We start from the raw sequence: 24,753 nt of genomic DNA on the forward strand, positions 1-24,753 counted from the left end.
CGGTCGGTGGCGCGGGTGTTCGGCGTAGGGTTCAGTCGTCGATCCCCGACCGCTCCACCCCCGCCACGATGTACCGCTGGAGCAGCAGGAAGACCAGCAGCAGCGGGACGATCGAGACGGCGGCCGCGACGAACAGTTCGTGGATGTTGACGACCTGCGCGGTCGTGAACGTGGACAGGGCGACCTGGACGGTCCACGCGTCGCGGTCCTGGCCGATGACCAGCGGCCACAGGAACGCGTTCCAGGCGCCGATGAAGACGATCGTGCCGACGGCGGCGAAGACCGGGCGGGAGTTGGGGACGACGACCCGCCAGTAGGTGCGCCAGTACCCGAGCCCGTCCACCTGCGCCGCGTCCTCCAGCTCCCGGGGGAAGCCCAGGAAGTACTGCCGGAAGACGAAGCACGCGAACGCGCTGAACAGCGTGGGGACGATCAGACCGCGCAGCGTGGAGACCCAGCCGAGCGAGGAGACGAGCACGAAGGTCGGTACGAACGTGACCGCCGCCGGGACCATCAGGGTGCCGAGGATCGCGTAGAAGACGGCGTTCGCGTGGCGGTAGGGGATGCGGGCCAGTCCGTAGCCGGCCAGGGAGGCGAGCAGCAGGGTGCCCACGGTCGTCGCCACCGCGATGAGCGTGGAGTTCAGCAGCGCGTGCGCCATCGGCACGTTCGGGTCGGCGAAGAGCTCGCGCACGTTCGACCAGCGCAGCTCTCCGGGGAAGAACGTCCACCCGGGCGCGGTGATCTCCTCCTCCGACGCCAGGCCGTTGCGCACGAGCAGATAGAAGGGGATCAGGAACAGCGCGGCCAGCGCGATCAGCAGCACCAGCCGCAGCGCCCGGCCGGCCCGTACCAGTGCGTCGTTCATCTACACCACCTTCTCGTCCCGGCCGCCGAGCCCGAACCAGCGCGCCTGCGCCACCGTCACCAGCGCGATGATCAGCGCGAGGATGACGGCCCCCGCGCTGCCGAGGCCGAGGTTCTGCCCCTGGCCGAGGGCGGTGTAGTAGAGGTAGACCAGCGGCGGCCGGGCATAGGGCGGGTAGCCGCGCGCGTCGGAGAGCAGGTTGTAGAACTCGTCGAACGCCTGGAAGGCGCCGATGACCAGCAGCAGCACCACCGCGACGGAGGTCGCGCGCAGCGCGGGGAAGGTGATGTACCGGAAGGTCTGCCACCCCGGCCGCGCCCCGTCCACGGCGGCGGCCTCGTACAGCTGGGGCGGGACGCGCTGGAGCCCGGCGAGGAAGAGCACCATGTAGAAGCCCGCCTGGAGCCAGAGCCGGACGGTGACGATGACCAGCCAGTACCAGGGCGGGTCGGTCGTCGACAGCCAGGCGATCTGGTCGGCGCCGAACCAGCCGAGGACGGTGTTGGCCAGTCCGAATCGCACCCCGTTGAAGATCGACAGCTTCCAGACCAGGGCCGCGACGACATACGAGCAGGCGGTCGGCAGGAAGAAGACCGACCGGAAGAACGCCTGGGCCAAGCGCAGCCGGTTGACCGCCAGCGCGAGGCCGAGTGACAGCGCGTAGGTGGCCGGGACGATGAAGGCGGTGAAGACCGTGAAGGTCAGCAGGGCGGAACGGAAGGACGGATCGCCCAGCATGGCCGTGTAGTTGTCCAGGCCGACGAAGTCCGTCGGGGAGACGGTGTTGTGGGCGTCGAAGAAGCTGAGGTAGACGCTCCAGGCCAGCGGTACGTACGTGAAGAGGACGAGCCCGGCCGCGAACGGGCCGACGAAAATCCAGAACCAGAGGGTACGGTTCCGCTGCCGCGCCGGGCGGGGGGTCGTGGGTGTCGCGGCACGGGGTGCCGTGCCGCGCTGTGCCGTTTCGGCCTTGCTCCGCGTCGCCATTCAGGACGTCTTCTTCACGCGTCGCAGCTCGGCCTCGGTCGTGCGGACGGCCGCCCTCAGCTCGCGGTCGGGGTCGGCGCCGTCCTTGATGATGCGGCTGAGAGCATCCTGATAGGCGGTTTGGCTCGCGACCGTCCACAGAAGGGGCTGCGCGTAGCCGTGATCGACGGTGAAGCGCACGATGTCGGCCGCTGCTCCCGAGCTCAGCTTGTCGGCCTTCTTCGCCAGGGAGATCCGGGCCGGGATGTGGAAGCCGTAGGAGAGCGCGAAGTCCTGCTGGAAGTCCGTGCGCTCCACCCACAGCCACTTCACGTACGCCTTGGCCGCCTCCTTGTGCCGGCTGTGGGCGCTGACCGCGCTGCCGTACGCGCCGACGGGCACGGCGGGCCGCCCGTTCGGGCCGTCGGAGGGGAAGGGCAACACCCCGAAGTCGTCCCCGAGCGCCTTCTTGATCTGTGGTAGCGCCCACAGCCCCGACCACTGCATAGCCGTCAGTCCTTGGACGAGGGCGGAGGGGTCGGACCAGTCGGCGGGGGCGCCCAGCAGCAGCGACTTGTCGGCGTAGAGCCGGCGGATCTTGCCGAGCGTACGGGCGGCGGCCGGGTCGTCGAAGCCGACCTTTCCGTCGGCGGTGACCAGGCTCAGGCCCGCCGCGTGCAGCGGGGTCCCGCCGAGAACGCCCGCGCCGCCGTCGTTGCCGAGGAAGAGCCCCTTGGTCCGGGCGTCGGTGAGCCTCTTCGCGGCGTCGACCAGCTCGTCCAGTGTCCGGGGCGGCTTCACCCCGGCCTTGTCCAGCAGGCTCTTGCGGTAATAGAGGACCTGGGTGTCGATGACCTGTGGGACCGCCCAGATCCGGCCGTCGTGGGTCTTGGGGGCGAGGGCCGCCGGGTGGAAGTCGTCCCGGACGCCCTTCACGAGGTCGGTGAGGTCGACGACCTGCCCGCCCCGGACCTGGTCCAGGGTCGGGCCGTTGACCTCGAAGACGTCGGGCCCCGAGTCGGTCAGCAGGGCGGCCGCGGTCTGCTGGTCGTAGTTTCCGGGCCGCCACTGCACCCGGACGTCCGCGTGTTCATACGCCTTCGCGTACCGCCGCACCGCCTGCTCGGTGCCCGCCTCGCCGTACTGGTGGTACCACTGGGACAGTTGGGACCGGGAACCGCTGTCGTCGCGCCCGGTGTTGGAGCCGCAGGCGGCGGCGAGACCGCCCGCCAGGGCGAGCCCACCGCCGGTTGTCAGGAGTCGTCTGCGGCTGATCGGCATGTCGCGTCCCCTCGCTGCGTTGACGTTGGCGTGTCACTGAGCGCCTGGATCGTACGGCTCAACGATCAACGATGGAGGGGGATTGCGACAGGGGGTGTTACGGCCTGTCCGACGGGTTTTCGGCTGCGGGCCGCCGGTGCCGCCTGCGGATGGGCTGGCTTGGGCTGGGCTCAGCCCCTTCCAGCCCGTCCGGCGTTTGAGGACACCGCCGCGCAGCGGTGGTGCGCCCCCGTGATCCGCCGGACAGACCCTAGCGCCGTGTTTCGGCCGTTTCGGCCGGTTCGCTGACTCGCGCCGCGCCGATCCGGAAGCGCAGCCGGCAGATCACCGCGTCGGTGTCCCGGCGCACCGCGTGCGCGACGACCGCGCCGCGCTGGTTCTGCAGCAGCCGCTGCCAGACGTGCGCGGGCTCGACCTCCGGGATGAGGACGGTGACGCGATTGTCCGGATGCCGGTCCGTGAGCTCGCGTACGTAGTCCACGATGGGGCGGCCCAAGGAGCGCGAGGGTGCGGGCAGTTCGACGAGGTCGACCCCGGGCCGCCACAGCTCCCAGTCGCGGCGCAGCGACTCCGCCGCCGCCCGCCCGCCCGGGTCGGCCTGGGTGACGGTCACCGCCACGACCTCGTCGCCGAGCGACACGGCGGCGGTCAGTGCCTTGCTGGTCAGCCGCGAAAGCGAGGAGACGGGCACGACGACCACGGAGTGGCAGCGGCGCGGCGCCTCGGGCACCCGGCCCAGCTCCAGACGCGCCCCGATCCGCCCGTACGCGCGGTGGACGGCCTCGAACACCAGGACAAGCAGCGGCAGCGCGACCACGATCAGCCACGCGCCCTCGGTGAACTTCGTCGCGGTGACGACGATGGCCGACACGCCCGTGAGCACCGCGCCGAAGCCGTTGAGGAGCGCCTTGCCCAGCCAGCCGGTGGAACGTTCTTGCCGCCAGTGCCGGACCATGCCGACCTGGCAGATCGTGAAGCCGACGAACACCCCGATCGCGAAGAGCGGCACCAGCGTGTTGACGTCACCGCCGGAGAAGACCAGCAGCAGCGCGGAGACGGCCGCGAGCGCGAGCACTCCGTGCCGGTGCACCTGCCGCTCGGCCTTGAGCCCGAACACGTGCGGCAGATAGTTGTCCCGGGCCAGCAGCCCCATCAGCACCGGCAGCCCGCCGAACGAGGTGTTCGCCGCCAGCGCCAGCAGCACGACGGTCGCGAACTGCACCACGTAGAACGCCCAGTTGTGGCCGAGCGAGGCGTCCGCGAGCTGCGCGAGGACGGTGACCCCCTCGACCGGCTGGAGGTGGAACCGGCCGATGAGGACCGACAGACCGATGAGCATGACGCCCAGCAACGCCCCGAGCGCGACCTCCGTGCGCTGCGCCCGCCGGGTGGCCGGGGCGCGGAAGGACGGCACGGCATTGGCCACGGCCTCGACACCGGTCAGCGCGGAACAACCGGCGGCGAACGCCTTCAGCAGGAGCAGCGCTCCGACGGTCGTGGCGTTGTCGGACAACACGGACGCGTGACCGGCGGCGGCCTCGGTACTGGCGGGCGCGTCCCGGAACAGCCCCACGACGACCACAGTCATGATCGAGCCGACAAAGACGGCGGTCGGAACGATGAAGGCCTTCGCCGAGTCCACGATGCCGCGCAGATTCACGGCAGTGACCAGCGCGAGGACGCCCAGGCAGATCCACAGCCGGTCGCCGTGGAGAGAGGGGACGGCGGAGGTGAGCGCTGCGACGCCCGCGGTGACGGACACCGCGACGTTCAGTACGTAGTCCAGCACCAGGGAAGCGGCGGTGAACAGACTGGTGCGCCGCCCCAGATGGCGCTTGGCCACGGCGTAGCTGCCGCCGCCGTCCGGGAAGGCCGCTATGACCTGCCGGTAGGAGGCGACGAGCACGGCCAGCAGCGCCGCGATCGCGAGCGTCACCGGCAGCGTGAAGCCGAGCCCGTGCGCGCCCGCGGCGGCGAGTACGAGGACGATCGCCTCGGGGCCGTACGCGACCGACGCCATCGCGTCCAGCGACAGAGCCGCCAGGCCCTGCATCGCGGTCAACCGGTGCCGGTCGTCCGCCGTCGGCTGGATGTCCGCCCCGGGCCGGGTGTCCGCCGCCGCGGGCCCGACGGCCCCGGTATCAGGCGGCTGCTCGCCGGTCCCGGCGGGCCGGTCGTGCTTGTTGGCCAGCATGGACATGAGTGGTCGTACCTCCGTGACGATGGTTCGCCGCATGGCGCGAGTCGCCGCTTGGCGCTCCGGAGGCTCAGGTTGCGCCCGTGATGCCAGGGAGGAGCCCGGCCTTGGCGGTGCCTTGGCGCGTTTTGGCGGTTTCTTCACGCGTTCTTGACGCCGGGGGAGGGGCGGTCGTCAGCGCGGCGTCAGGGTTGCCGGGGTCGGCGTCATGGCCGCGTCAACACCGCACGTACGGCGGGCGCGCCGGTTCTAGCGTCAGGACTATGGGACGCCGACAGACATTACGGTCACGGTCGCGGGTGCACGGTTTGCTGACGCATGGCCGTTCGCCGGAGTACGGACGGGGCTCGCTCCCGCGTCCCACGGCGGGCGGGGTCCTCGCCTGGGACCGAGGCTGGCGGCGCGAGGCCCGGGCCGCCTGGCTGTGCGGCTTGGCGCTCGCCGGCGTCCTCACCGCCATCGACCTCGGCCGGGGCGGGCTCGACTGGCCGCGCGGCTGCTGCTGGGCGGCGCTCGGCGCCACGTTCGTCCTCGTCCTGTACCCGGCCCGGATCACCGCCGGTGACGGCTGGCTGGCCTCGCGCGGCCTGCTGCGCGAGCGGCGCGTACGGACGGACCTGCTCACCCGGGTCCGGCGGGAGGACGGCATGGCACCACGCCTGGTCCTGCGGGACATCACGGGCGGCCGCGTCGAACTCGACCCCCAGGTCCTCGCCGACAACCCGCTGCTCTGGCACCACCTGGACGCCGGGGCCCGCCTCGCCCGCGAACGCGGCGTGCTGCTGGAGGGGGCGGGGGTGCTGACCGCGCTGGCGGAGCGGATCGACGGGGAGGGGGCGCGGAGGCTGTTGAGCTCAGCCGAAATCAGCCTGTCCGGCGATTGAGGACACCACCGCGCAGCGGAGGTGCACACCACCGCGACCCGCAGAGCAAAGCAAGCACCCGCGAAGATCCGCCGGACAGGCTACCCGTACCGCACGCCGGTCAGCCGCTCCGAGGCCGCCCACAAACCCGCGCTCGCCTTGTCGCTCAGCGTCCACTTCGCGCGGGCGGAGCGCGCGGGGGCGCCGCGCCAGAGCTGCACGCGGGGGCCGAAGAATTCGTCCTGGCGGACGTCCGGCGCGGTGGCCGCGTAGAGCGAGGGGAGTGCGCCTTCCTCGGCGCTCTGCGCGAGGAAGCGGTTGAGGAGCTCGGCGCCGCGTTCCGCCCAGGCGCGTTCCTCCATCCGGGCCCCCGTGGTCTGGAGGTTGGTCGCCGCGTACCCGGGGTGCGCGGCGACGGCCATGACCCGCGACCCCTCGGCGGTCAGCCGACGCGCCAGCTCGTGGGTGAAGAGGAGGTTGGCGCTCTTGGAACGCCCGTACTGGATCCAGCGACGGTAGCGGTGGTCCATGTTGAGGTCGCGCGGGTCGACCGTGCTCAGGAAATGCAGCCCGCTGGAGACGGTGACCACCCGCGCCCCGTGCCCGGCCTCCCGCAGCCGGGGGAGCAGCAGCCCGGTCAGCGCGAAGTGGCCGAGATGGTTCGTACCGAACTGCATCTCGAAGCCGTCGACCGTGCGGCGCTGCGGCAGCGCCATCACACCCGCGTTGTTGATCAGCAGGTCCAGCCGGTCGTCCGTGAGGTCCGCCGCGAAGGCCCGCACGGACGCGAGGTCCGCGAGGTCCAGCGGCGCGAACACCACGTCCGCGCCGGGCGCCTCCGCCCGTACCTGCTCCTCCGCCGCCTTGCCGCGCGTCGCGTCGCGGCAGGCCAGCACCACCCGCGCGCCGCGCCGGGCCAGCTCCCGGGCGGTGATGTAGCCGATGCCGCTGTTGGCACCGGTCACCACGGCGGTACGGCCGCTCTGGTCGGGGATGTCGTGCGCGGTCCAGCCAGTCACGTCTGCTGTGCTCCTCTGCTCGGCGACCCGGGCGGCTGTCCGCAACCGGTCGCTACGCGTCAGTAGCTTGCGTTCGTCCCAGCGTAGGCGAGGAAGGGGGCGCGCGGGCAGCCCGGGTGCCTATCAATGCGCCGTCCGCGCCCTGTTGGGCCGAACGGGTGCGCCGACGGGGCATGGCTGACGCTCACCGGCGTGTGCGGGCGTGGGCCCCCGTTGCCCGTACGATCGCGCCGGTGAGCCCCGACATATCGCTGACCACGCTGCTCCTGCTCTGCCTGGCCGCCGCCGCGGCCGGGTGGATCGACGCCGTCGTCGGCGGGGGCGGCCTCCTCCAACTCCCGGCGCTGCTGGTCGGCCTGCCGCACCTGCCGCCCGCGCACATCCTCGGCACGAACAAGGCCGTCGCCATCTGCGGCACCACCGCCGCCGCCGTCGCCTACACCCGCCGCGACCCCATGACGCTGCGCTCGGGCCTGCGCATCGGCGCCGCCGCCCTCGTCGGCTCCTTGGCGGGCGCCTTCTTCGCCTCCGGCATCAACAGCGCGGTCCTCCGCCCCCTGATCATGGTCGTCCTGCTCGCCGTCCTCGCCTTCGTCCTCCTCCGCCCCACCTTCGGCACGACGGCGCCCTCGCCCGGCCCGGTCACCCGCCGCCGCGTCCTGACCGCGATCGCCGTGGCGGGCCTGGGCATCGGCTTCTACGACGGCCTCATCGGCCCCGGGACAGGCACGTTCCTCGTCATCGCCCTGGCCGCGATACTCCACATGGACCTGGTGACGGCCTCCGGCACGTCCAAGGTCATCAACGTCTGCACGAACGTGGGCGCGTTGGTGACCTTCTCCCTCCAGGGCGCCGTGCTGTGGCAGGTCGCGGCCCCCATGGCGGTCTTCAACCTCGCGGGCGGCGCGACGGGCGCGCGGATGGCACTGAAGCGGGGGAGCGGGTTCGTGCGCGGGGTGCTGGTCGTGGTGGTGGTGTCACTGGTGTGCAAGCTGGCGTTTGACCAGTGGGGCTGGTGAGACGTTCCGTCATAGGGCTGCACAGGGGCCCGAGATGGGCGATATTTAGCTGCTCATACAGTTAGCGCTGCTTTGCAGGGCTCAATCTGCCGGTTCCTGACCGGTTCATGAACAGAGGTTGCCTAGATGAAGTTGTCAAGAATCACCGCGGTCATGGCCGCCGCCTCCATAGCCCCGGCCGTCTTCCTCGCCACCCCGGCGGTGGCCGACGGCACGGACGCGAAGCCGCCGGTGACGACGACGCAGGGGCAGGTGCCTGTGCCGGCTCCGGCGGGTGGGGCGAAGGCTCCCGCCGATGAGGAGAAGAAGGCTCCCGTCATCACGTCCAAGGACTTCCCCAAGGAGCTCACAGCGGGAGGCGAGTGGACGGCATTCTCGTTCGTCGTCGACAACCAAAACGGTGAACAAGTCAAGAACTTCACCTTGAGCTTCAACCTTTTCGGCCGGGAACAGGGGAATGGCGGGAAGATCGACCCGACGGACGAACGCGCCGCGCAGCTGGCGTACCGGACGGACGCCTCCACGTCGTCCTGGCAGTCGATGGTCACAGTCGTCAGCCCCGAGAAGGTGTGCGGAGAGGTAAAGATCGGTGACATCGCCAAGGGGGGCAAGCTCACCGTCGACCTGCACGTACTCCTGCCCAAGTCCTTCCCGGTAGGCCCGGCGGCCGCGAACGTGACAGCAACCATGGCAGCAAAGGAGGTTCTGACTCCGAAGCTGGGCGCGGTCACCGTCGTCGCCAAGGACGGCGGCAAGACACCCACCGAGAGCACGAGCCCCACGGCCAAGTCGACCGCCACTGGCGGGACCGACACCAAGCAGCCCACCGGCAAGGCCACCACCCCGAGCGTATCGGCCACGCCGACCACGACCACGACCGCCACCGCGACGCCCACGGTCACTGCCACACCGTCCGCGACCGCGTCGTCGACCTGGGCAGCCGCAGGCACCACGACCACCGGCAGCACCGGCGAACTCGCCAAGACGGGCGCCGACTCCACCACCCCGTGGGCCGTCGCCGGCAGCGCGGCGGCACTCGCGCTGGGCGCGAGCCTGGTCGTAGCGGCCCGCCGCCGCCGGGGCTCGCACGAGGCCTGACGCGGCAGTCGACCGCAGAACGATGAACGAGGCCCGGACCTGACGGTCCGGGCCTCTCGCGTTGTCTTGGTGCTTGTCGGCTTTGCCGACGGTTCTATCGCGCCACTGAGGTTATGCAAGGGAGTCTGCCTCCCCGGGGCCACCGGAAGGTAGACCCCAGGGAGTTTTCTTTAACGCGAGGCCTTCGATGCCGCAGCGTGCAGACACCTAGACGACACGTCAACGCCTGTCAGAAATTGGCATGCGCGTTATACCATGCCTGCTCGAATTCTCCTCGGCTAATCAATTCCGCTCTCAACTCTGGCTGGCTGGAGATTTCCTCAAGGGGTGGAAAGGGAATCTCTGAAAGTCCTGCACTACCGTCCTCGTGGCCCTGGTCAGCCCATTCGGATCGCCCATCCCGATAGATTTGGACTTTGCGGGTCTCGTAACCATCCTCGCCGAGCTCGCTGAGGAAGAGGATCGGGTCGTCAGGGATGATGTGGCCCCATGCGACCTTGACGTATTTCACTGCTAGTTCCTTCCAGGGTTCCGAATGCGACCAGACACGTCGAGTGGCCTATTGTTTGGTATGACGAAGACCCCCGGTCTTCCCTGGACCACCTCTAGCCCCCTGACGTCTATTTCGATGTAGTGCGTGTACTTGCGCCCAGCCCGCGGTACGCGCAAGAACGCTGCGGAGACTTGCCCGTCAGTCTTCGATCCGGGCTTGGTGTCGGGGGGGCCACAGCACTGGAAATAATGTCCGCCCAAGTGTTCGCCGGTATCAGCCCATCGAATCAGGATGCGCGAAATTTCCGCAGGTGTTGGAAACGTTGCGCTTCACATGGTTCCGTCGGACTATGTGATGTGGGCGTCTATGTTCTCCACCGTCTCTGCGCCCGGTCGTCGGCGCCGAGCAGGAAACAGGCCTTGAGGTGAGTCGTTCTGACCACGTGATAAATGCTACTCTCCGTGAGGTTCTTCACCTTTCATAACCTTATGCTCTTTGCCCTTGTCGGCCTTGCCTGCGATTTGTGTTTTGCCGCCGAGGTTCCCGGAAGCCGCCGCGCCGTCCGCGAGTGTGACGACGGGCGCGGGTTCCTGCGCCGAATGACTCGGGGCACTGTCGCGTGATCAGCCTGCGGCAGCAGCGCCGCCAACCATGCATTCTCGGCACAGCTCTTACTCCCCACAGGTCCCAACTCACCGCTAACGGCGTCCCGTGGCCACCGTTCCAGTGCGGGAAGTAGGAACCACCTGGCCGCCACGACCCTCGGTCGGGTGGTTTGGGACGCAGCTTTCGCTGAACCGTCGAACCGGCCGGAAGAATAGGCCTGTTGTTGCCGTCGGGAGGGACATTCGGATGGGAACGAAGTGGTCTGCGGCTCCATCGTGCGTGGGGCTGGCCTTGGTGGCCGTCATGGCGTCAGCGGCAGCGCCCGCGGCCGCTGACGGCCAGATGTCGCTTCTGCCGGCCAAGCGCATCGTGCTCACGAACGCGGACAGCGGCCGGTCCGTGTCCGCGAGCACGGGTGATGACATCGAGGTCCGCCTCACCCATTACCGGGAACGGGGGCTCAACTCCAGCTGGGCCGTGCCGCAGTCCAGCGAGCCCACGGTGCTTCGACGGACCTCGGGCGGTAGCACGCCGGCCGGCGATGCGACAGTGACCTTCCACGGGGAAAAGGCCGGCAGGGTCACCCTCAGTGCGCCTCGCCGTTGCCGCCCCGATCCGGGCAGTATCTGTCCCTTGGTCATCTCGCCTTGGCGCGTCACGGTGACCGTGAAGTGAACCGGCCTCACGCGACCCGCCGGGAGCCTTAGAAGAGAGCGTCAGCGAGGCGGTCGACCTGGTCGATGTCCGAGGACCAGCAGTAGAGGATGACCTCGTCGGCGCCGATGCCCGCAAAGGCCGCGGCCGCGTCGCGGATCTCCTGCGGTGTCGTGAGAAGACCGTTGGCCACATGGTCCGCGCGACCGGTGAAGTCGTAGTAGCTGCGGATGGTACGCCGGGCCTGCTCCACCGTGCTCTGCGGGCCAAGGGCGACGTTCACCTGGGCTACCAGGCGCGGGCTGCCAGGGCGGTCGTACTTTTCCCAGACCGCCTCGACGCTGCGGAACAGATCGGCCATGAACTGCGGTGGCAGCGCGGCACCGAGGAAGCCGTCCCCGAAGCGGCCGACCCGCTCGATCGCGGCCGGAGAGAAGCCCCCGAACAGTACTTCCGGGCCGCCAGGTGTCGAGGGCACAGGACCGATGGGCCCGACACCTTCGCCGTACGGCTCGCCGGTCCAGGTCCGACGCAGTAGGGGCATCTGCTCGTCGAGGCGGCGGCCCCGACGGCGGATGTCGATGCCTGCGGCCAGGCAGTCGTCCTCGCGACCGCCGACGCCGATGCCGAGCGTGAAGCGGCCGCCCGACAAGCGGTCGAGGGTCGCTGTCTGCTTCGCGAGGATCGCGGTGTTGTGGACGGGCGCGAGCAGCACCTCGGTCTGGAGGCGGATGCGGGACGTGGCACCGGCGAGGGTCGCAAGGGTGATGAGGGGCTCGGGGTTGTCGAAGACAAGCCGGTCCAGCAGGCCGAGCGTGCTGAACGGGCCGGCGTCGGCACGTTGCGCCCAGCTCAACAGCAATGCGGGGTCGTCAATGGGAAGGCCAAGGCCGATGTTCATGGGAAGGATCCTCCGGAGGGCATGCCGAATCAGGTGCCGCCCCTCCGTGGCTCCGCGCATGTGCGCGGGCTCGCTCCCGTTCTGCGACGTGGTTCCAGAGAGCGTGATCTTTAGAGTGCGGTCACCGTAACGCGGTCAGCCCGGCGTGAGCAACGCCTTTTCTGGCACGCGCCCCTGGGCACTGGTCGTTGGCCGAACGACCGAGACCTCCCTTACGTGGGCGGGACGGGCGGTTATCCGTCCCGTGTATCGCCGACGCTCCGCCGCGCGGCGGAGTGGGGCCCGCCTCTGGTGTGATGTGTGGGTGTCGGCACGGACGGCATCGTGGTGGGAGGTGATCAGCACGTCGCTGGCGCCGCTCATCCAGGAGGAAGCAATGTCCCGTGTTCGCCGTCCCTTTGGTTCCGCCGCCGCCCTTGCCGTGTGCGCGGCCGCCGTGCTGACCTCGGGTGCGAGCGGCCCGGCCGCAGCGGCCGGGAGCGACACCCGGGCCGCCGCCCGGCAGACACCGGACGAGCCCTCGCTCACCGGGTCCGCCAAGCTCAAGCGCAAGCCGGGTGACGACGTGCACTTCTCCTTCAACGCTCACGGCTTCGCCGAGAAGGCGCGCGGCACGTTCTACGTCAGCCACCACATGGGCAAGGACTGGGGCGGCTATTTCAAGGGCCGTATCGACTGTCTGATCACCGGTGGGCCGGTCGCCGTGGCCACGGGCGTCGTGACCGAGTCGCACTTCGAGGCCGCTCCCGGTCTGCCGCAGGTGGGGGATCTAAAGGGCAAACGGTTCGGCTTCACCGTGCTGGACGACGGCAAGAAGGATCGGCTGGGTTATAGCTGGGCGCTCGACGGGCTGCCGGAGAAGAGTGTCGGCCCCTGCCAGGGCAGCGCCCCCTTCGAAACCCTGGAGAAGGGCAACTTCAAGGTCCACCACTGGATGCCGTCACGAGAAGCCGCCAAGGCGACGAAGACGAAGGGCTGATCGTCGCCGATCGCAAGGGGGGAACAGTGGGGCCCGGCCGGAACACGGCCGGGCCCCACTGTGTGGGCCCGGGCGGCCGCGCCGTGCCGCGCCGTGCCAAAACCACACCGTCTACCCCGCCACTCGAGCAATGCGCCCGCATTTGGGCCGAGTTGCGGTCTGGACCAGGATGCCGTTCGGCAGCTACCCACTGGAAGATCTGCGGGTGGAAGCCGTATTTCGGCTCGAGTTTCCATCTGCTCCGGGTCGACGGCAGACTTTCCGAGAAGATCTCCGCCCTTGAACGATGCACTACCCAGGCGGAGTTGGCCTCTTCATGACCCACACCCGTCCGGGCCCCTCTGCGAGATCGTCCGCCGCTGCCAGCATGTGGCGGCACAGGCGGACGGGACGATCGCGTTCCGCCTCTTGAAGAAACGTTCCTGCTGCGGGCTCCGCCCGTGGTGGGCAGACGAGAGGAGAGACCGTGCAACGTCTCACCCGACGCGACATGGTTCGACGGTCCCTGCTGGTGGCGGCCGGTACCGCGCTCGCCGGTCAGACCGCCGTCGCCACTGCGAATGCCTCGTCCCAGACCCTGAATGCCCCGCGCGCCGCCGACGTGCCGGCTGCATTCGACGAGACGTATCTCGGCCGGCACATCAAAGGCTGGCCCGCCGAGGACGGTCATGGCGGCCATTCCGGTCATGGCGGAGCCGACAGTCACGGCCTCGTCGAGTTCGTCGTCCGCATCGACAACGACGATCTGCACGTGATGCAGAACGCCGACGGCACCTGGATCAGCGTGATCGACCACTACGAGACGCACCCCACGCCCCGCGACGTGGCCCGCGCCGCCGTACGGGACCTCAACGGAGCATCACTCGTGCCCCTCGCCGTCTGACATCGCGCTCGGCACCCCTCACCGAAAGGATCCGTCGCCATGGCAGACCGCAAGAATCAGGCAGACCTGTCGGCCACCGAGAAGCGGAATTTCATCGACGCCGTCCTCGCACTCAAGCGCCAGGGCCGCTACGACGAGTTCATCACCACGCACAACGCCTTCATCATGAGTGACACCGACGACGGCGAGCGAACGGGACACCGTTCACCGTCGTTCCTGCCCTGGCATCGCCGGTTCCTGATCCAGTTCGAGCGGGCGCTCCAGGCCGTCAATCCCTCCGTCATGCTGCCCTACTGGGACTGGACGGTGGACCGTTCGCCCAGCAGCTCGCTGTGGGCGGACACGTTCCTCGGCGGTGACGGTCGCAGCGGAGACGGGCGGGTCACCTCCGGTGCGTTCGCCTTCGGAGGCGGTAATTGGCCCATGAACATACGGGTCGACGGCAGGACCTTCTTACGGCGGGCGCTCGGCGTCGGCACCCGCGAACTCCCCACCCGGGCCGAGGTGGACGCCGTGCTGGCCATGCCCACGTATGACGCCGCCCCTTGGAACAGCAGGTCCGAGGGATTCCGCAACCACGTCGAGGGATGGCGCGGCCCCAACCTGCACAACCGGGTCCACGTCTGGGTCGGCGGTCAGATGACCAGCGGGGCCTCACCGAACGATCCGGTCTTCTGGCTGCATCACTGTTTCATCGACAAGCTGTGGGCCGACTGGCAGAGGCTGCACCCCTCCTCCGGCTACGTGCCCGTCTCGGCCCCGCGCAATGTGATCGGCCTCCGCGACACGATGAAGCCCTGGAACGACGTCACGCCGGAAGACATGCTCGACCACACGAAGTTCTATACCTACCGCTGACCAGGCGGGGGCTTGGCGGGCTGAGAGGAAGTCGGTATGAGCGTGGTGAAGGCTGTCGAGGTCCCGCAATCCCTGGCGTCGTCGTACGCCAGAGGCTTCGGCGAGCAGGGGACGGCCTGGATCACCGCGCTGCCGGCTCTCGCCGCAGAATTCCTGGACCGCTGGGAGCTGAAACGGGACGGCGTGGCCGGAGCGGGGGAAGCCTCGCTGGTGTTGCCGGTGTCGGGCAAGGACGGCACGCGCGCGGTCCTCAGGCTCCAGATGCCCAGGGAGGAGACAACCGCCGCGCTCATCGGGCTGCGCACCTGGAACGGTGAGGGGATCGTACGACTGCTCGACCACGATCCCGACAGCGGCACCATGCTCCTGGAGCGGCTGGACGGTGCCCGCACGCTGGAATCGGTCGAGGACGACGATGCTGCGATGGGCATCCTGGCCGGGCTTCTGGCCCGGCTGGTCCGCGTCCCCGCGCCGCAGGGGCTGCGCAGCCTCAAAGTCATCGCCAACGAGATGCTGGAACAGGTTCCGCAAGCGGTCACGGCGCTGGCCGACCCGGCAGAACGGCAGCTCCTACGCGGCTGGGCGTCAGCGGTGGCCGAGCTGATCGACGAACCCGGCGACCGGCTACTGCACTGGGACCTGCACTACGACAACGTGCTCGCCGCGTCGCGCGAGCCGTGGCTCGCCATCGACCCCGAGCCGCTCGCCGGGGATCCCGGCTTCGACCTGTGGCCCGCGCTCGACAGCCGGTGGGACGACGTCGTCGCGAAGGGCGACACTCCGCGCATCGTGGGGCGCCGCTTCGACCTGCTCACCGAGGCCCTCGGCCTGGACCGCGCACGGGCGACCGGTTGGACGCTGGGGCGGCTGCTGCAGAACTCCCTATGGGACATCAGCGACGGTGAGACCGCGCTCGCCCCGTCGTCCGTCGCTATCGGGGAAGCGCTGCTGAAGCGGTGACCCCTTAGCGAAGACGGAGGAGCCGGTTCAGAACGGGCCCTTCTCCAGCTTGACGGGCTGGAAGGGGTTCCCCGGGCCGTGAAGCTCGCTCTGGACGGGGTCCGCCACGTCGGCATCTTTCTTCGGCGTGACAACGGACTCGTAGCGTTGCGCCTGGCCGGCCACCCTCATCTTGGCCCCACCGCCCAGCTTTACGGGGTACCACCCGTCACTCGTTCCGCTGGTGACGTTGACCTCGACCCCGAATTCACAGTCTTTGTTTCCCGTGAAGAAGTAGAGGTCGAAGGAGCGGGCATCGGCCTGCTTCCCGCCGTCGAGGTAGATGCCCTTCGAGAAGGCGTTTCCCTTGGCCCGCCAGACTTCCGCCTTCGCGGCCGGGTCGGAGTCGACCCTCCCCTCGCTTTGTCTCGGCCGGGGGACGGGCTCCGTGAGATCGAAGGCGATCTCCGTGGGCGGGATTTCCTCCCCGCCGTCCCCGATCGGCGGCGGAACGACGGCGGTGCCCGCGTACCGTGTCGGCTGGCACTTAAGACCGGAGAGCCGCATGTTCTGGACCACGACGGTTCCCTCGTGGAGCGGTGACAGGGTGACCCTGGTCGCGGCCATGCCGACGGGAGCGACGCGGTTCTTTTCAAACCATGTCGAGTACGCCTGCGTGCCGTAGAGGGCTGATTTTCCTTCCCTCAGATCGGTGGTCCGATCGGGGAAGGCGAAACGTGAACCGTAGAAGGCAGGGGCCCCCGCCACGCTCGCGATCGGCGGGCCCGCCTCCTTCTTCTTGTCCTCTTCCACCTCCCCCTTCTCCCGGTCTTCCGCTTCCCGCGCGATCTTCACTGAGTCCTCGCCGGACTTGGTGCTGCGGTCCTGGTACCAGAGGCCGAGAATCACTCCGGGCACCCCGACCAAGGCGCTTAAGCCGCCGATCACGGCCATGACCTTGACCGTCTTCTTCCAACGCGGGGTTTCCTGGTCCGGTCCGCCGGTCGGCTCCGCCGAAGGTGGAGGTTCGGTCATCGTTTCCCCCGGTTCTTCCGCTACCTGAGGCCGATGTTCTAGCAGAAGGTGTGAGGCCCATCAACTCAGCGCAAGATCAGCTGCGTTGATCACCGACTCCGGGTGTCCGAAATCGCGTCGCCCTTAAGGGTGGCGCCCTGTTCGAGGCCTACTCCAGTCCTCCCGAGGAGGTGACGGTGAAGGCTCGGCCTCGCACCGCGATGTCCGACGTACTGTCCTCGTCCGCCCACGCGATGAAGACCGATTCGCCTTCCTCCCCGAAGGCCGCCGCGGCGCAGACATGGAAGCGATTACCGGTCGTCGCCCCACTGACCTGCACTTTATCGCTGAGGGAAAGTGCGGTGTCGGAACACATCTTCGCCATGACGGTGGGGACGGTGGAGAAGGTGGTCGCGCTCTTCTCCACCCAGGCGAGCAGGAAGCGCCCACCCGGCAACGATGCGAGGGCCGGGCTCGAACGGTTGAAGTCCATCGGCTGGCCCGCGGTCACGCTGGTGATCTCGCTGCCGTCTCCGTTCGGGTCGTAGACGCTGACTTCCACGGTGGTCTGATCGACACCGAGATCGCTGGGGCCGATGCTGTCGACGTGCGCGACGACGAACCGTCCGTTGTCGAGCAGGGTTATCGCGTTGTCACCCCTGAACCCGGATGCGTTCGGCTGGATCTCGCCTCCTTGAGGAGTTCCTTCGAAGTCGAAGACCCTGAACGTGAGGCGGCCGCCTCCAACCGCCGAAGGGTCGGACGTCCAAGCGATGACGTAATTCCCGCCCGTCAGGACCGTCACGGCCGGGTTCTCATGGAACCCCGCAGTGGTATTGACCGTGAACTCCGAGCCGGCCTTTGCGCCCTCGGAATTGAAACGCTGGGCACGGATGCGCTGGTCCGAGCCGGCACCCGCCCAGGTGACGAGGCAGCCGCCGTCGACCATGTTCGTGACGGACGGTCGGGTCTTCGTGTCGATGTCACTGCCATTGACCTGTATTTCGGCCCCCGACGGTTGCCCGTCGACGAGTCGTCGCAGCTTGAGCCGGGGGCCGGGAGGGGGGTTGAACGCCTCTTCCCTCCACACCGCGAATGAGGAGAATCCCGCGGGTTCAAATGTCGGCCACTGCCGGTTGGTGTTGCCACCGGGCGGCGTCGACTCGTTGACCTGGAACTGTTCGCCGAGCTTGGCCCCCGTGTGTCCCAGGTTCTGGCCCTTGACGCAGGCGTCACTCCCGTCCGCCCACATGGCCACGAACTGCGTTCCACGCACTGAGTCGACGGACGGTTGGAACTGGATCCCACTGGTGGTCGTACTGACCAGAATCTCGCCCATGGCCGTGCTCCGTTCGTCTCTTCGCTTCCCCTGACGGCTGCGAGACCGGAGCGGACCGCGGACCGCTATAGCAAGCCTGACACGTCTCCGCCGCGGGTGCATCCTGCGGCTTCGGGTGTTCGGGCCGCCCTGGCCGCCGACGCGGCGCTCATCGGTTGAACGTGCCGTTCAGCAGAGCTGTGCGGAAGGTGCCCCAGGAGGCTGGGGCGAGCCGGATGATCGACCCTCCGGGCACCTTGGAGTCGCGTATCGCCACGACGTCGGGGACGTTGGTGGCTATCTCTACGCACTCGGCTTCGTCATTGCTGAAGCTCGACTTACGGAACTGGAATATTGGCAGCACTTACAGTTCCTCTGACAAGGAGCTGATGAATGAACGGGTTTCGGCCGGGCTCAAGGCTTGCGCGGCGACGTCGACGAAGAGGGCGGAGTGCTGCGCTGCTTCCTCGCCGCCCTCGGCCCACCGCTGGGTCAGCGGTACCTCCATGAACACCACATCCATGGCCCCGGGGTCGGCGAACGAGACGACGTTGAATGCGGCGCCCAGGGCTCGGTGGGCACCTGCACGGAACGGCAGCACTTGGAGGGTGATATTCGGCTTTCTCGAGACATCGACCAAGTAGTTCAACTGGTCTCCCATCACGTCGGCCCCGCCTACAAGGCACCGTAGCGCGGCTTCGTGCACGACGGCCCAGAGGGCGAGCGGGGGACAGTCGTCCAACCGTCGTTGACGTTCCAACCGTGCAGCCACGAACTGCTCGTCCGGCCGTAGCGCACGCACGTATCCAGGGGTTTGCAGTAGGCCAGGGACGTAGGACACCTGCCATGTCTTGATGGAAGTCGCGACGCTCTCCAGTGCGATGTACTCCTTGATCGGGGCGACGAACGGAAGGTCGTTCCACCAGCCCTTGACCTTGCGTCGCTCGCGATCGATCCGGGCCAACTCCAGCAGCCCGCCGACCACCGTCGGCTCGCTCACCCCGTACAGCTCGCACAGCGCCCTGATGTCCGGGTCCCGTATCGGGACCCAGCCGCGTTCCATCTTCGCGACCTTCGTGGTGGACGCGCTCAGCACCTTCGCCGCCTGCGGCTGAGTCATGCCCGCCGCTGTCCGGAGCTTGATGAGTTCGCCGCCGAGTCTGCGGCCCAAAACGGTCGACGTGCTGTTGCCCTGCATGGGCTGACTGACTGTCACGTATCGCTCCTCGTGGGCGTTGCGCGCCCAGTTTGGTGCCGCGCCGCCCGCGCTCGCAACCTGGTTCGGAGGATATTTCCTGGGAGGAGGTTGCGGACTGGCCGGGCGCGGTCCTACCGTCCGTAACGAACCGATCGCGCCACGCAAATCAGCCACGCGCGCCGATCCCCCACGCCCGGAGGAGACCGAAAATGCTCGCTCCCGAGGAACTCCCCAGCCCCCTCCAGTACGACCGCATGAGCTACCCGTCCAGCCTTCAGTGCGTCACCATCGCCCGCCGCCACACCGCCCGTCTCGTCGATGTCTGGGGGTATCCCGAGGCCGCCGACGACGCCGCCGTTCTGCTGTCCGAGCTGGCGGGCAACGCCGTGCGGCACGGGCGCCTGCGAGGGCGGCTCTTCCAGGTGGAGCTGACGGTCACCGAGGCTGTCACCGAGGCCGTCCCGGAAGCCGTCACCAGGCCGGAGGCCACGCTGCGGATCGCCGTCTCCGACGCCCGGGGCGAGACCCTCCCCAGGCCACGGCACGCCACGCCGGAGGACGAATTCGGCAGGGGTTTGTTGATCATTCGTACGCTGGCCACGCGCTGGGGAGTGGCTCGGCGGACCGTGGGAAAGACGGTCTGGTGCGAGTTGGATCTTGGCGGATGCGGTTAGCCTGTCGATTACCTTCCTGACGTGGTGGGGGTTCTTGTGCGTTTCTCCCGGTGGAGCCGTGGTCCGTGGGTTCGGGCCGTGCTCGCGGGGCTGTATGTCGTCGCGCTGGCCGCTGCCGTGCCTCATGGGGCCGGTGGGCACGGGCGGGACGGCGATTGGTCGAGCGAGGAGGCCCAGCGGTTCTGGGGGCCCTCGCGGATGTCCGCGTCGACGACGGCCGGGGACGGTGAGGACGACGACGCCGAGTCACCCGCGCAACGGATCACGGGGAGCGCGCGGCACTTCGACGGGGTTCCGTCGGTGGGGGTGCTGTTCTACGTCGGCGAGGACATGAAGGACCACCACTGCACAGCCAGCGTGGTGCACAGCCCCAAGGGGAATCTGCTGATCACCGCCGGGCACTGTTCGGTCGGTGAGGACGCGGCCTTCGTGCCGGACTACCAGCGCGGCAAGGACACCCAGCCCTACGGGGTGTGGGCGGTGGACCGTACGTTCGTCGATCCCAGACGTGAGGACTACGGCGACGGCTCCGATCTGGATTTCGCCTTCGCCACCGTCAAGCCCGACGGCAGGGGGCGGCAGATCGAGCGCGTGACGGGCGCGAACCGGCTGACCCGGACGCCCGGGTACGTCAACCGGGTGACCGTCATCGGCTATCCGAACTCCGATGACGACCCCGCCGACCAGGCCATTCGTTGCACAACCCTGACGTCCCGGCTCGATGACCACAAGCAGCTGCGGATCCGCTGTGACGGCTTCTACTCGGGCACGTCAGGGAGCCCCTGGCTTGCTCACTTCAACGAGAAGACGAAGACGGGCGAGCTGATCGGGGTGCTCGGCGGGCTCAACGGCGGCGGTCCGGACGGTGACGACAGCGATCAGCTCTCGTACAGCCCGATCAACGACGAAGAGATTTTCAAGCTCTACCTGGACGCGATCAACGGCCGCGAGCCACGCCGCTCCTGAGGGTCGGAAACCTGCCTCGCCGTGTCACAGAAGGAGCGTACGGATCGGCGCCCGGCAGTGGCCGCCAGGTGCTGCCACTGCGCCGTTCGGGCCACTGCCGAGCGTCGCTGACCTCTTCGTACGTGCCCCCCGGTGTCCACTGGCCCCTCGGCGAGGAGGGCTGCATGGACGGGTTGAAGGACAAGGGCGGCGGGCACGGTCCCCTCCCGGCGTCGGAGGAGATCCAGGCCAGGATCGGCAAACGGCTGGACGACGTCGCCAAGATCCTGGCCGGTGCCCTGGTCGCCGTGGCCGGGGTGATGACCGCACTCGGGCTCAACAGTGAGTTCGTGTTCGTCGCCCTCAACAACGAATCGTGGCCCATCTACGTGGCCTCGCTCTGCGCCATCATCGCCATCGTGTGCAGCATCGTGGCGTTGCTCATCCACCCCACGCGGCGGGGCAACGTGTGGGAGACCGCCGTGCTCGTCCTCGGGGTGGTCTTCTACATGGTTTCCCTGAGTGTGGCGGTGATCGGCGCGGCCAAGGCCGCCGATGGGAACGGGCGGCCGACGATCATCGACGTCAAGCTCGAAGGGCCACGATCCGATCTGAAATTGAGCTTCGACGTGCATGCCGACGGTGTCGAGACGTGGGCGAGCCTTGCCGTGTACGTCGAGTCGGTGGACGCCCGGGGGGAGCCGCTCGCAGATTCCGACCTCTACGAGAGCTCGCTGCGGCCGAACGACAAGGGTGTGGTCGAGCAGCGGATCGCCCTGCCGATCTCACCGCCGGCCCGGGCGGTCGGCGTCGCGATCACGGCCCTCAACGCAGGCGGCAAGGACACGGAGGAAATCTGCCAGGCCCGCGCGGAGCGTGGGCCCGCGTGCACGACTCTCCGGCTCCCGGGGAAGTGACAGGCGGGGTGCTTTCCATGGCATGCCGAGGCGGCTTCCCACACCGCTCACGTCGCCAACGGCAGTCGGGTCGGGTGGTGCCGGCTGATGTTCTTCGTCAGGAGTTCCGTGGCCTCCCCGACGCCGATCGTCTCGGTCAATTCGGGGTCCGGCAGTCGTCCGTCCGTCTTCCTCAGCTCCGCCAGGGCGCTGTCGATCGCGTGGTGCGCGGCGAACAGACAGGGAGTGCTGTAGATGGCGACGTCCACGCCCAGTTCCGCGAGTTCCGACAGGGAGAGACGCGGTGATTTGCCACCTGCGATCTGGTTGAACAGCAACGGTTTGGTGCCGACGACCGAACGAATCTTATGAATGCTTTCGACGCTTCTCACCCCGTCGACCAGGACGACGTCCGCCGCGGTTTCCGCCAGCGCCGCCGCCCGGCGCATGATCTCGGCTTCCTCGGTGGCGTCCGTACGGGCCACGACGACCAGTTCCTGTCTGCTGTCGAGGACCCTGTTCAGCTTTTCCAGGTACTCGTCCAGCGGCAGGATCAGCTTGCCGTCCACGTGCCCGCACCGGCGGGGACGCTTCTGGTCCTCCAGGATCACCCCGGAGGCGCCCGCCCGCTCCAGTCTCCGCACGACGTGGCAGGCGACCTCCGGGTCGCCGAAACCGTCGTCGATGTCCACCAGCAGATGGTGGCCGGGGAAGGCCGCGCGCAGTCGTTCGGTGAAGGCCAGGATGTCCGGCCAGGCGATGAAGCCGATATCCGGGAGGCCGTAATGGGAGGCGGCGAAACCGAATCCGGATACGAAGAAGCCGTCGTAGTAGCGAGCCGCCAGCGAGGCGGAGTACATATCGTAGATTCCGAGTAGGGGCATGGTCCGGGGAGCCGCGATCGCTTCACGTAAGGCGTTTCCGTGCAGCATGTCTTCTCCTTGCGGTGGGTTCGCACAGGCAGCCGAGGCGGCTACGCGCGGATGCTTTCCGAGCCTCAGGTGGTGCAAACCGGCCCGCACTCCCATTTTGTGGTCGAATATGTAAAAAGAGAACAAGAGTGTGGGGCCGTGGGTGGCCCTTGCAGGTTTACGCTGGCAGGGCACCCCCGGACAGGAACAGAACAGGAAACAGGTCCCACCGTGTCGCTGCCCCCGATACCCAAAGCAGAACTGCACCTCCACATCGAGGGCACGCTGGAGCCCGAGCTGGCCTTCGCGCTCGCCACGCGCAACGGCGTCGAGCTGCCGTACGCCTCGCAGGACGAGCTGCGAGCCGCCTACTCCTTCTCCGACCTCCAGTCGTTCCTGGACCTCTACTACGCGCTGATGGCCGTGCTGCGTACCGAGGACGACTTCGCCGACCTCGCCGACGCCTATCTGGCCCGCGCGCGGGCGCAGGGCGTGCGGCACGCCGAGATCTTCTTCGACCCGCAGGCCCACACCGCGCGCGGTGTGGAGATCGGCACCGTCATCGAGGGCCTCACGCGCGCGCTCGACGCCGCCCCGGCGAAGTACGGCATCAGCACGCGACTGATCATGTGTTTCCTGCGTGACGAGAGTGCGGAATCCGCGCTCGCGACCTTCGAGGCCGCCCGCCCCCATCTGCACCGGATCGCGGCCGTCGGACTGGACTCGGCGGAGGTCGGCAACCCGCCGTCGAAGTTCCGCGAGGTGTACGCGCTCGCCCGCGAGGCCGGGCTCAAGTGCGTGGCCCACGCGGGGGAGGAGGGCCCGCCGGAGTACGTCTGGGAGGCGCTCGACCTCCTCGGCGTCGACCGGATCGACCACGGGGTGCGCGCCATGGAGGACGACGCGCTGGTGGCCCGACTGGTCGCCGACCAGGTGCCGTTGACGCTCTGTCCGCTGTCGAACGTACGGCTGCGCGTCATCGAGCGGCTGGCCGACCATCCGCTGCGCGCCATGCTCGACGCCGGGCTGTTGGTGACGGTCAACTCCGACGACCCCGCCTATTTCGGCGGCTACGCGGACGACAACTTCGCGGCTGTGCGCGACGCTCTCGATCTCGACGTCGAGACGCTGCGCGTCCTTGCCCGGAACTCCTTCCGGGCCGCGTTCCTCGACGACGAGACGCGCGAGCTGTATTTGAAGGAAGTCGAGGCGTATGGCCGGCCGGCCGCGTAGGCCTGGCCGGCGGGGCTTCGGCTGCGGGCCGTCTTGCCGCCTGCGGCGGGGGCGCCCTGCGGGCGCGTCCTCAAACGCCGGACGGGCTGGTTTTGGCTGAGCCCAGCCGGACCGTGATCCGTTGGCGGGGGGTTTCCTCAAACGCCGGACGGGCTTTTACGGGCTGAGCCCCCTACTCCCGCTCCGCGGCCGACAGGGCCCGCTCGACACCCGGCTCGTGGGGGCCCAGGAACGTGGGGCTCGGGCGGACGACCGCGTCCAGCGCGGCCTTGCCCGCGGCGAGGACCTCACGGGCCCCGCCCCCGTACCAGGTGACGTCGTGCACGGCGTCGACCCCGACGCCGTACGCGTCGATGCCCGCCGCCCCGCACAGCGCCAGCGCGCGGCGGATGTGGAAGCCCTGGCTGATCAGCACGGCCCGGTCCACCCCGAATATCCGCTTGGCGCGGGCGCAGGAGTCCCAGGTGTCGAAGCCGGCGTAGTCGCTGACGACCCGGTTGTCCGGCACCCCGTGAGCGGTCAGATAGCGGCGCATCGCGTCCGGCTCGTCGTACTCCGTGCGACCGTTGTCACCCGTCACCAGGATCACCCGGACCTTGCCCGCGCGGTACAGCTCGATCGCCGCGTCCAGGCGGTGCGCCAGGTACGGGGACGGCTTGCCCTTCCACAGGCCCGCGCCGAAGACCATCGCGACCGGCGCCGACGGCACGTCGCGCACCTCCCGCAGCCGTGGCTCTGCCGCCGCGTACACCCATGTGACGGGCAGCAATGCCAGCACACAGCCCGCCACCACGGCCCACAGCGCGCGCCGACGCCCGCGTCTGGTCGTCGGCAAGCGCAGGCGCTGCCGCAGATTTCGCGCCAACCTCATGTCGTTGTCCCCCGTTCGCCAAAGCCTCAACGCCCCGGCTTTCGGTGCGGTTCCCGTCGGCGGGCGTCC

26 protein-coding genes are annotated in these 24,753 nt (G+C 68.7%); 12 read left to right on the top strand and 14 right to left on the bottom strand.

Annotation, left to right across the window (positions count from 1 at the left end):
* Positions 1–31 precede the first annotated feature (31 nt).
* The 4 genes from ACZ53N_RS10045 to ACZ53N_RS10060 all read right to left on the bottom strand — a co-directional run bounded on the left by ACZ53N_RS10045 (position 32) and on the right by ACZ53N_RS10060 (position 5,315).
* A complete protein-coding gene (locus ACZ53N_RS10045) occupies positions 32–868 on the bottom strand; it encodes a carbohydrate ABC transporter permease (RefSeq protein WP_469140430.1) in 837 nt (278 codons plus the stop codon).
* Positions 869–1,855: a carbohydrate ABC transporter permease gene (locus tag ACZ53N_RS10050; protein WP_469140431.1), complete on the bottom strand. Its 987-nt coding sequence runs from the start codon at positions 1,853–1,855 to the stop codon at positions 869–871.
* Positions 1,856–3,115 (bottom strand): ABC transporter substrate-binding protein, encoded by a 1,260-nt coding sequence (locus ACZ53N_RS10055; RefSeq protein ID WP_469140432.1) that lies wholly within the window; start codon positions 3,113–3,115, stop codon positions 1,856–1,858. It lies immediately after the preceding gene.
* A gap of 250 nt (positions 3,116–3,365) precedes the next feature.
* On the bottom strand, positions 3,366–5,315 hold the full coding sequence (locus tag ACZ53N_RS10060; protein ID WP_469140433.1) for an APC family permease: 1,950 nt from the start codon (positions 5,313–5,315) through the stop codon (positions 3,366–3,368).
* 305 nt (positions 5,316–5,620) lie between these two features.
* On the opposite strand from ACZ53N_RS10060, the gene ACZ53N_RS10065 reads away from it, so the two are divergent.
* Positions 5,621–6,196 carry a hypothetical protein gene (locus tag ACZ53N_RS10065; RefSeq protein WP_469140434.1) on the top strand — a complete coding sequence of 192 codons (576 nt, stop codon included), beginning with the start codon at positions 5,621–5,623 and terminating at the stop codon, positions 6,194–6,196.
* An 80-nt stretch (positions 6,197–6,276) separates the two neighbouring features.
* On the opposite strand, the gene ACZ53N_RS10070 is transcribed toward ACZ53N_RS10065, so the two are convergent.
* Positions 6,277–7,194, bottom strand: coding sequence for an oxidoreductase (locus tag ACZ53N_RS10070; RefSeq protein ID WP_469140435.1), 918 nt, complete (start codon positions 7,192–7,194; stop codon positions 6,277–6,279).
* Between the two features lie 233 nt (positions 7,195–7,427).
* Here ACZ53N_RS10070 and ACZ53N_RS10075 point away from each other — a divergent pair, with 233 nt between their 5' ends.
* Positions 7,428–8,213 carry a sulfite exporter TauE/SafE family protein gene (locus ACZ53N_RS10075; protein ID WP_469140436.1) on the top strand — a complete coding sequence of 262 codons (786 nt, stop codon included), beginning with the start codon at positions 7,428–7,430 and terminating at the stop codon, positions 8,211–8,213.
* Between the two features lie 126 nt (positions 8,214–8,339).
* Positions 8,340–9,311: an LAETG motif-containing sortase-dependent surface protein gene (locus ACZ53N_RS10080; RefSeq protein ID WP_469140437.1), complete on the top strand. Its 972-nt coding sequence runs from the start codon at positions 8,340–8,342 to the stop codon at positions 9,309–9,311.
* A gap of 229 nt (positions 9,312–9,540) precedes the next feature.
* Here the strand turns inward: ACZ53N_RS10080 and ACZ53N_RS10085 are convergent, their stop codons facing one another.
* Together ACZ53N_RS10085 and ACZ53N_RS10090 are read right to left on the bottom strand one after the other, a co-directional pair.
* A complete protein-coding gene (locus tag ACZ53N_RS10085; protein WP_469140438.1) occupies positions 9,541–9,822 on the bottom strand; it encodes a DUF6881 domain-containing protein in 282 nt (93 codons plus the stop codon).
* 2 nt (positions 9,823–9,824) lie between these two features.
* Positions 9,825–10,064: an HYD1 signature containing ADP-ribosyltransferase family protein gene (locus ACZ53N_RS10090; protein WP_469140439.1), complete on the bottom strand. Its 240-nt coding sequence runs from the start codon at positions 10,062–10,064 to the stop codon at positions 9,825–9,827.
* A 592-nt stretch (positions 10,065–10,656) separates the two neighbouring features.
* Here ACZ53N_RS10090 and ACZ53N_RS10095 point away from each other — a divergent pair.
* Positions 10,657–11,085 (top strand): hypothetical protein, encoded by a 429-nt coding sequence (locus tag ACZ53N_RS10095; protein WP_469140440.1) that lies wholly within the window; start codon positions 10,657–10,659, stop codon positions 11,083–11,085.
* Positions 11,086–11,113: 28 nt separating this feature from the next.
* Here the strand turns inward: ACZ53N_RS10095 and ACZ53N_RS10100 are convergent, their stop codons facing one another.
* Positions 11,114–11,965: an LLM class flavin-dependent oxidoreductase gene (locus ACZ53N_RS10100; RefSeq protein ID WP_469140441.1), complete on the bottom strand. Its 852-nt coding sequence runs from the start codon at positions 11,963–11,965 to the stop codon at positions 11,114–11,116.
* A 376-nt stretch (positions 11,966–12,341) separates the two neighbouring features.
* Here ACZ53N_RS10100 and ACZ53N_RS10105 point away from each other — a divergent pair, with 376 nt between their 5' ends.
* The 4 genes from ACZ53N_RS10105 to ACZ53N_RS10120 all read left to right on the top strand — a co-directional run bounded on the left by ACZ53N_RS10105 (position 12,342) and on the right by ACZ53N_RS10120 (position 15,645).
* Positions 12,342–12,944 (top strand): hypothetical protein, encoded by a 603-nt coding sequence (locus ACZ53N_RS10105; RefSeq protein WP_469140442.1) that lies wholly within the window; start codon positions 12,342–12,344, stop codon positions 12,942–12,944.
* Between the two features lie 466 nt (positions 12,945–13,410).
* A complete protein-coding gene (gene melC1, locus ACZ53N_RS10110) occupies positions 13,411–13,827 on the top strand; it encodes an apotyrosinase chaperone MelC1 (RefSeq protein ID WP_469140443.1) in 417 nt (138 codons plus the stop codon).
* A gap of 39 nt (positions 13,828–13,866) precedes the next feature.
* Positions 13,867–14,685, top strand: coding sequence for a tyrosinase MelC2 (gene melC2, locus ACZ53N_RS10115; RefSeq protein WP_469140444.1), 819 nt, complete (start codon positions 13,867–13,869; stop codon positions 14,683–14,685).
* Between the two features lie 36 nt (positions 14,686–14,721).
* Complete coding sequence (locus ACZ53N_RS10120; RefSeq protein ID WP_469140445.1) at positions 14,722–15,645, top strand: aminoglycoside phosphotransferase family protein; 924 nt, start codon at positions 14,722–14,724, stop codon at positions 15,643–15,645.
* A 27-nt stretch (positions 15,646–15,672) separates the two neighbouring features.
* Here the strand turns inward: ACZ53N_RS10120 and ACZ53N_RS10125 are convergent, their stop codons facing one another.
* The 4 genes from ACZ53N_RS10125 to ACZ53N_RS10140 all read right to left on the bottom strand — a co-directional run bounded on the left by ACZ53N_RS10125 (position 15,673) and on the right by ACZ53N_RS10140 (position 19,154).
* Entirely contained in the window at positions 15,673–16,578 is a 906-nt protein-coding gene (locus ACZ53N_RS10125) for a hypothetical protein (RefSeq protein WP_469140446.1), read from the bottom strand.
* A gap of 229 nt (positions 16,579–16,807) precedes the next feature.
* The gene (locus ACZ53N_RS10130) at positions 16,808–17,977 is read right to left on the bottom strand and encodes a hypothetical protein (RefSeq protein ID WP_469140447.1); all 1,170 of its coding nucleotides are present in this window, start codon (positions 17,975–17,977) and stop codon (positions 16,808–16,810) included.
* A 148-nt stretch (positions 17,978–18,125) separates the two neighbouring features.
* Positions 18,126–18,320 carry a DUF397 domain-containing protein gene (locus ACZ53N_RS10135; protein WP_469140448.1) on the bottom strand — a complete coding sequence of 65 codons (195 nt, stop codon included), beginning with the start codon at positions 18,318–18,320 and terminating at the stop codon, positions 18,126–18,128.
* The gene (locus ACZ53N_RS10140; RefSeq protein WP_469140529.1) at positions 18,321–19,154 is read right to left on the bottom strand and encodes a helix-turn-helix domain-containing protein; all 834 of its coding nucleotides are present in this window, start codon (positions 19,152–19,154) and stop codon (positions 18,321–18,323) included.
* 209 nt (positions 19,155–19,363) lie between these two features.
* Between ACZ53N_RS10140 and ACZ53N_RS10145 the strand changes: the two genes are divergently transcribed.
* From ACZ53N_RS10145 to ACZ53N_RS10155, 3 genes are all read left to right on the top strand, one after another.
* Positions 19,364–19,828, top strand: a complete 465-nt coding sequence (locus ACZ53N_RS10145) for an ATP-binding protein (protein ID WP_469140449.1) — start codon at positions 19,364–19,366, stop codon at positions 19,826–19,828.
* Positions 19,829–19,849: 21 nt separating this feature from the next.
* Positions 19,850–20,794 carry a trypsin-like serine peptidase gene (locus tag ACZ53N_RS10150; protein WP_469140450.1) on the top strand — a complete coding sequence of 315 codons (945 nt, stop codon included), beginning with the start codon at positions 19,850–19,852 and terminating at the stop codon, positions 20,792–20,794.
* Positions 20,795–20,958: 164 nt separating this feature from the next.
* Positions 20,959–21,690, top strand: coding sequence for a hypothetical protein (locus tag ACZ53N_RS10155; protein ID WP_469140451.1), 732 nt, complete (start codon positions 20,959–20,961; stop codon positions 21,688–21,690).
* 47 nt (positions 21,691–21,737) lie between these two features.
* Here ACZ53N_RS10155 and ACZ53N_RS10160 read toward each other — a convergent pair whose 3' ends face one another.
* A complete protein-coding gene (locus tag ACZ53N_RS10160) occupies positions 21,738–22,601 on the bottom strand; it encodes an isocitrate lyase/PEP mutase family protein (RefSeq protein ID WP_469140452.1) in 864 nt (287 codons plus the stop codon).
* A gap of 216 nt (positions 22,602–22,817) precedes the next feature.
* Here ACZ53N_RS10160 and ACZ53N_RS10165 point away from each other — a divergent pair, with 216 nt between their 5' ends.
* Positions 22,818–23,813 carry an adenosine deaminase gene (locus tag ACZ53N_RS10165; protein WP_469140530.1) on the top strand — a complete coding sequence of 332 codons (996 nt, stop codon included), beginning with the start codon at positions 22,818–22,820 and terminating at the stop codon, positions 23,811–23,813.
* A gap of 172 nt (positions 23,814–23,985) precedes the next feature.
* On the opposite strand, the gene ACZ53N_RS10170 is transcribed toward ACZ53N_RS10165, so the two are convergent.
* Positions 23,986–24,684 carry a SanA/YdcF family protein gene (locus ACZ53N_RS10170; RefSeq protein ID WP_469140453.1) on the bottom strand — a complete coding sequence of 233 codons (699 nt, stop codon included), beginning with the start codon at positions 24,682–24,684 and terminating at the stop codon, positions 23,986–23,988.
* Positions 24,685–24,753 lie beyond the last annotated feature (69 nt).

The organism is Streptomyces sp. NPDC033229, from assembly GCF_055576875.1.

Bases quoted from the DNA above. Each gene is read 5' to 3' on its own strand.
- ACZ53N_RS10055 (WP_469140432.1), bottom strand. From the start codon at position 3,115: ATGCCGATCAGCCGCAGACGACTCCTGACAACCGGCGGTGGGCTCGCC.
- ACZ53N_RS10060 (WP_469140433.1), bottom strand. From the start codon at position 5,315: ATGTCCATGCTGGCCAACAAGCACGACCGGCCCGCCGGGACCGGCGAG.
- ACZ53N_RS10145 (WP_469140449.1), top strand. From the start codon at position 19,364: ATGCTCGCTCCCGAGGAACTCCCCAGCCCCCTCCAGTACGACCGCATG.
- ACZ53N_RS10080 (WP_469140437.1), top strand. From the start codon at position 8,340: ATGAAGTTGTCAAGAATCACCGCGGTCATGGCCGCCGCCTCCATAGCC.
- ACZ53N_RS10045 (WP_469140430.1), bottom strand. From the start codon at position 868: ATGAACGACGCACTGGTACGGGCCGGCCGGGCGCTGCGGCTGGTGCTG.
- ACZ53N_RS10050 (WP_469140431.1), bottom strand. From the start codon at position 1,855: ATGGCGACGCGGAGCAAGGCCGAAACGGCACAGCGCGGCACGGCACCC.
- ACZ53N_RS10105 (WP_469140442.1), top strand. From the start codon at position 12,342: ATGTCCCGTGTTCGCCGTCCCTTTGGTTCCGCCGCCGCCCTTGCCGTG.
- ACZ53N_RS10130 (WP_469140447.1), bottom strand. From the start codon at position 17,977: ATGGGCGAGATTCTGGTCAGTACGACCACCAGTGGGATCCAGTTCCAA.
- ACZ53N_RS10120 (WP_469140445.1), top strand. From the start codon at position 14,722: ATGAGCGTGGTGAAGGCTGTCGAGGTCCCGCAATCCCTGGCGTCGTCG.
- ACZ53N_RS10095 (WP_469140440.1), top strand. From the start codon at position 10,657: ATGGGAACGAAGTGGTCTGCGGCTCCATCGTGCGTGGGGCTGGCCTTG.
- ACZ53N_RS10140 (WP_469140529.1), bottom strand. From the start codon at position 19,154: ATGCAGGGCAACAGCACGTCGACCGTTTTGGGCCGCAGACTCGGCGGC.
- ACZ53N_RS10170 (WP_469140453.1), bottom strand. From the start codon at position 24,684: ATGAGGTTGGCGCGAAATCTGCGGCAGCGCCTGCGCTTGCCGACGACC.
- ACZ53N_RS10125 (WP_469140446.1), bottom strand. From the start codon at position 16,578: ATGGCCGTGATCGGCGGCTTAAGCGCCTTGGTCGGGGTGCCCGGAGTG.
- ACZ53N_RS10100 (WP_469140441.1), bottom strand. From the start codon at position 11,965: ATGAACATCGGCCTTGGCCTTCCCATTGACGACCCCGCATTGCTGTTG.
- ACZ53N_RS10155 (WP_469140451.1), top strand. From the start codon at position 20,959: ATGGACGGGTTGAAGGACAAGGGCGGCGGGCACGGTCCCCTCCCGGCG.
- melC2 (WP_469140444.1), top strand. From the start codon at position 13,867: ATGGCAGACCGCAAGAATCAGGCAGACCTGTCGGCCACCGAGAAGCGG.
- ACZ53N_RS10160 (WP_469140452.1), bottom strand. From the start codon at position 22,601: ATGCTGCACGGAAACGCCTTACGTGAAGCGATCGCGGCTCCCCGGACC.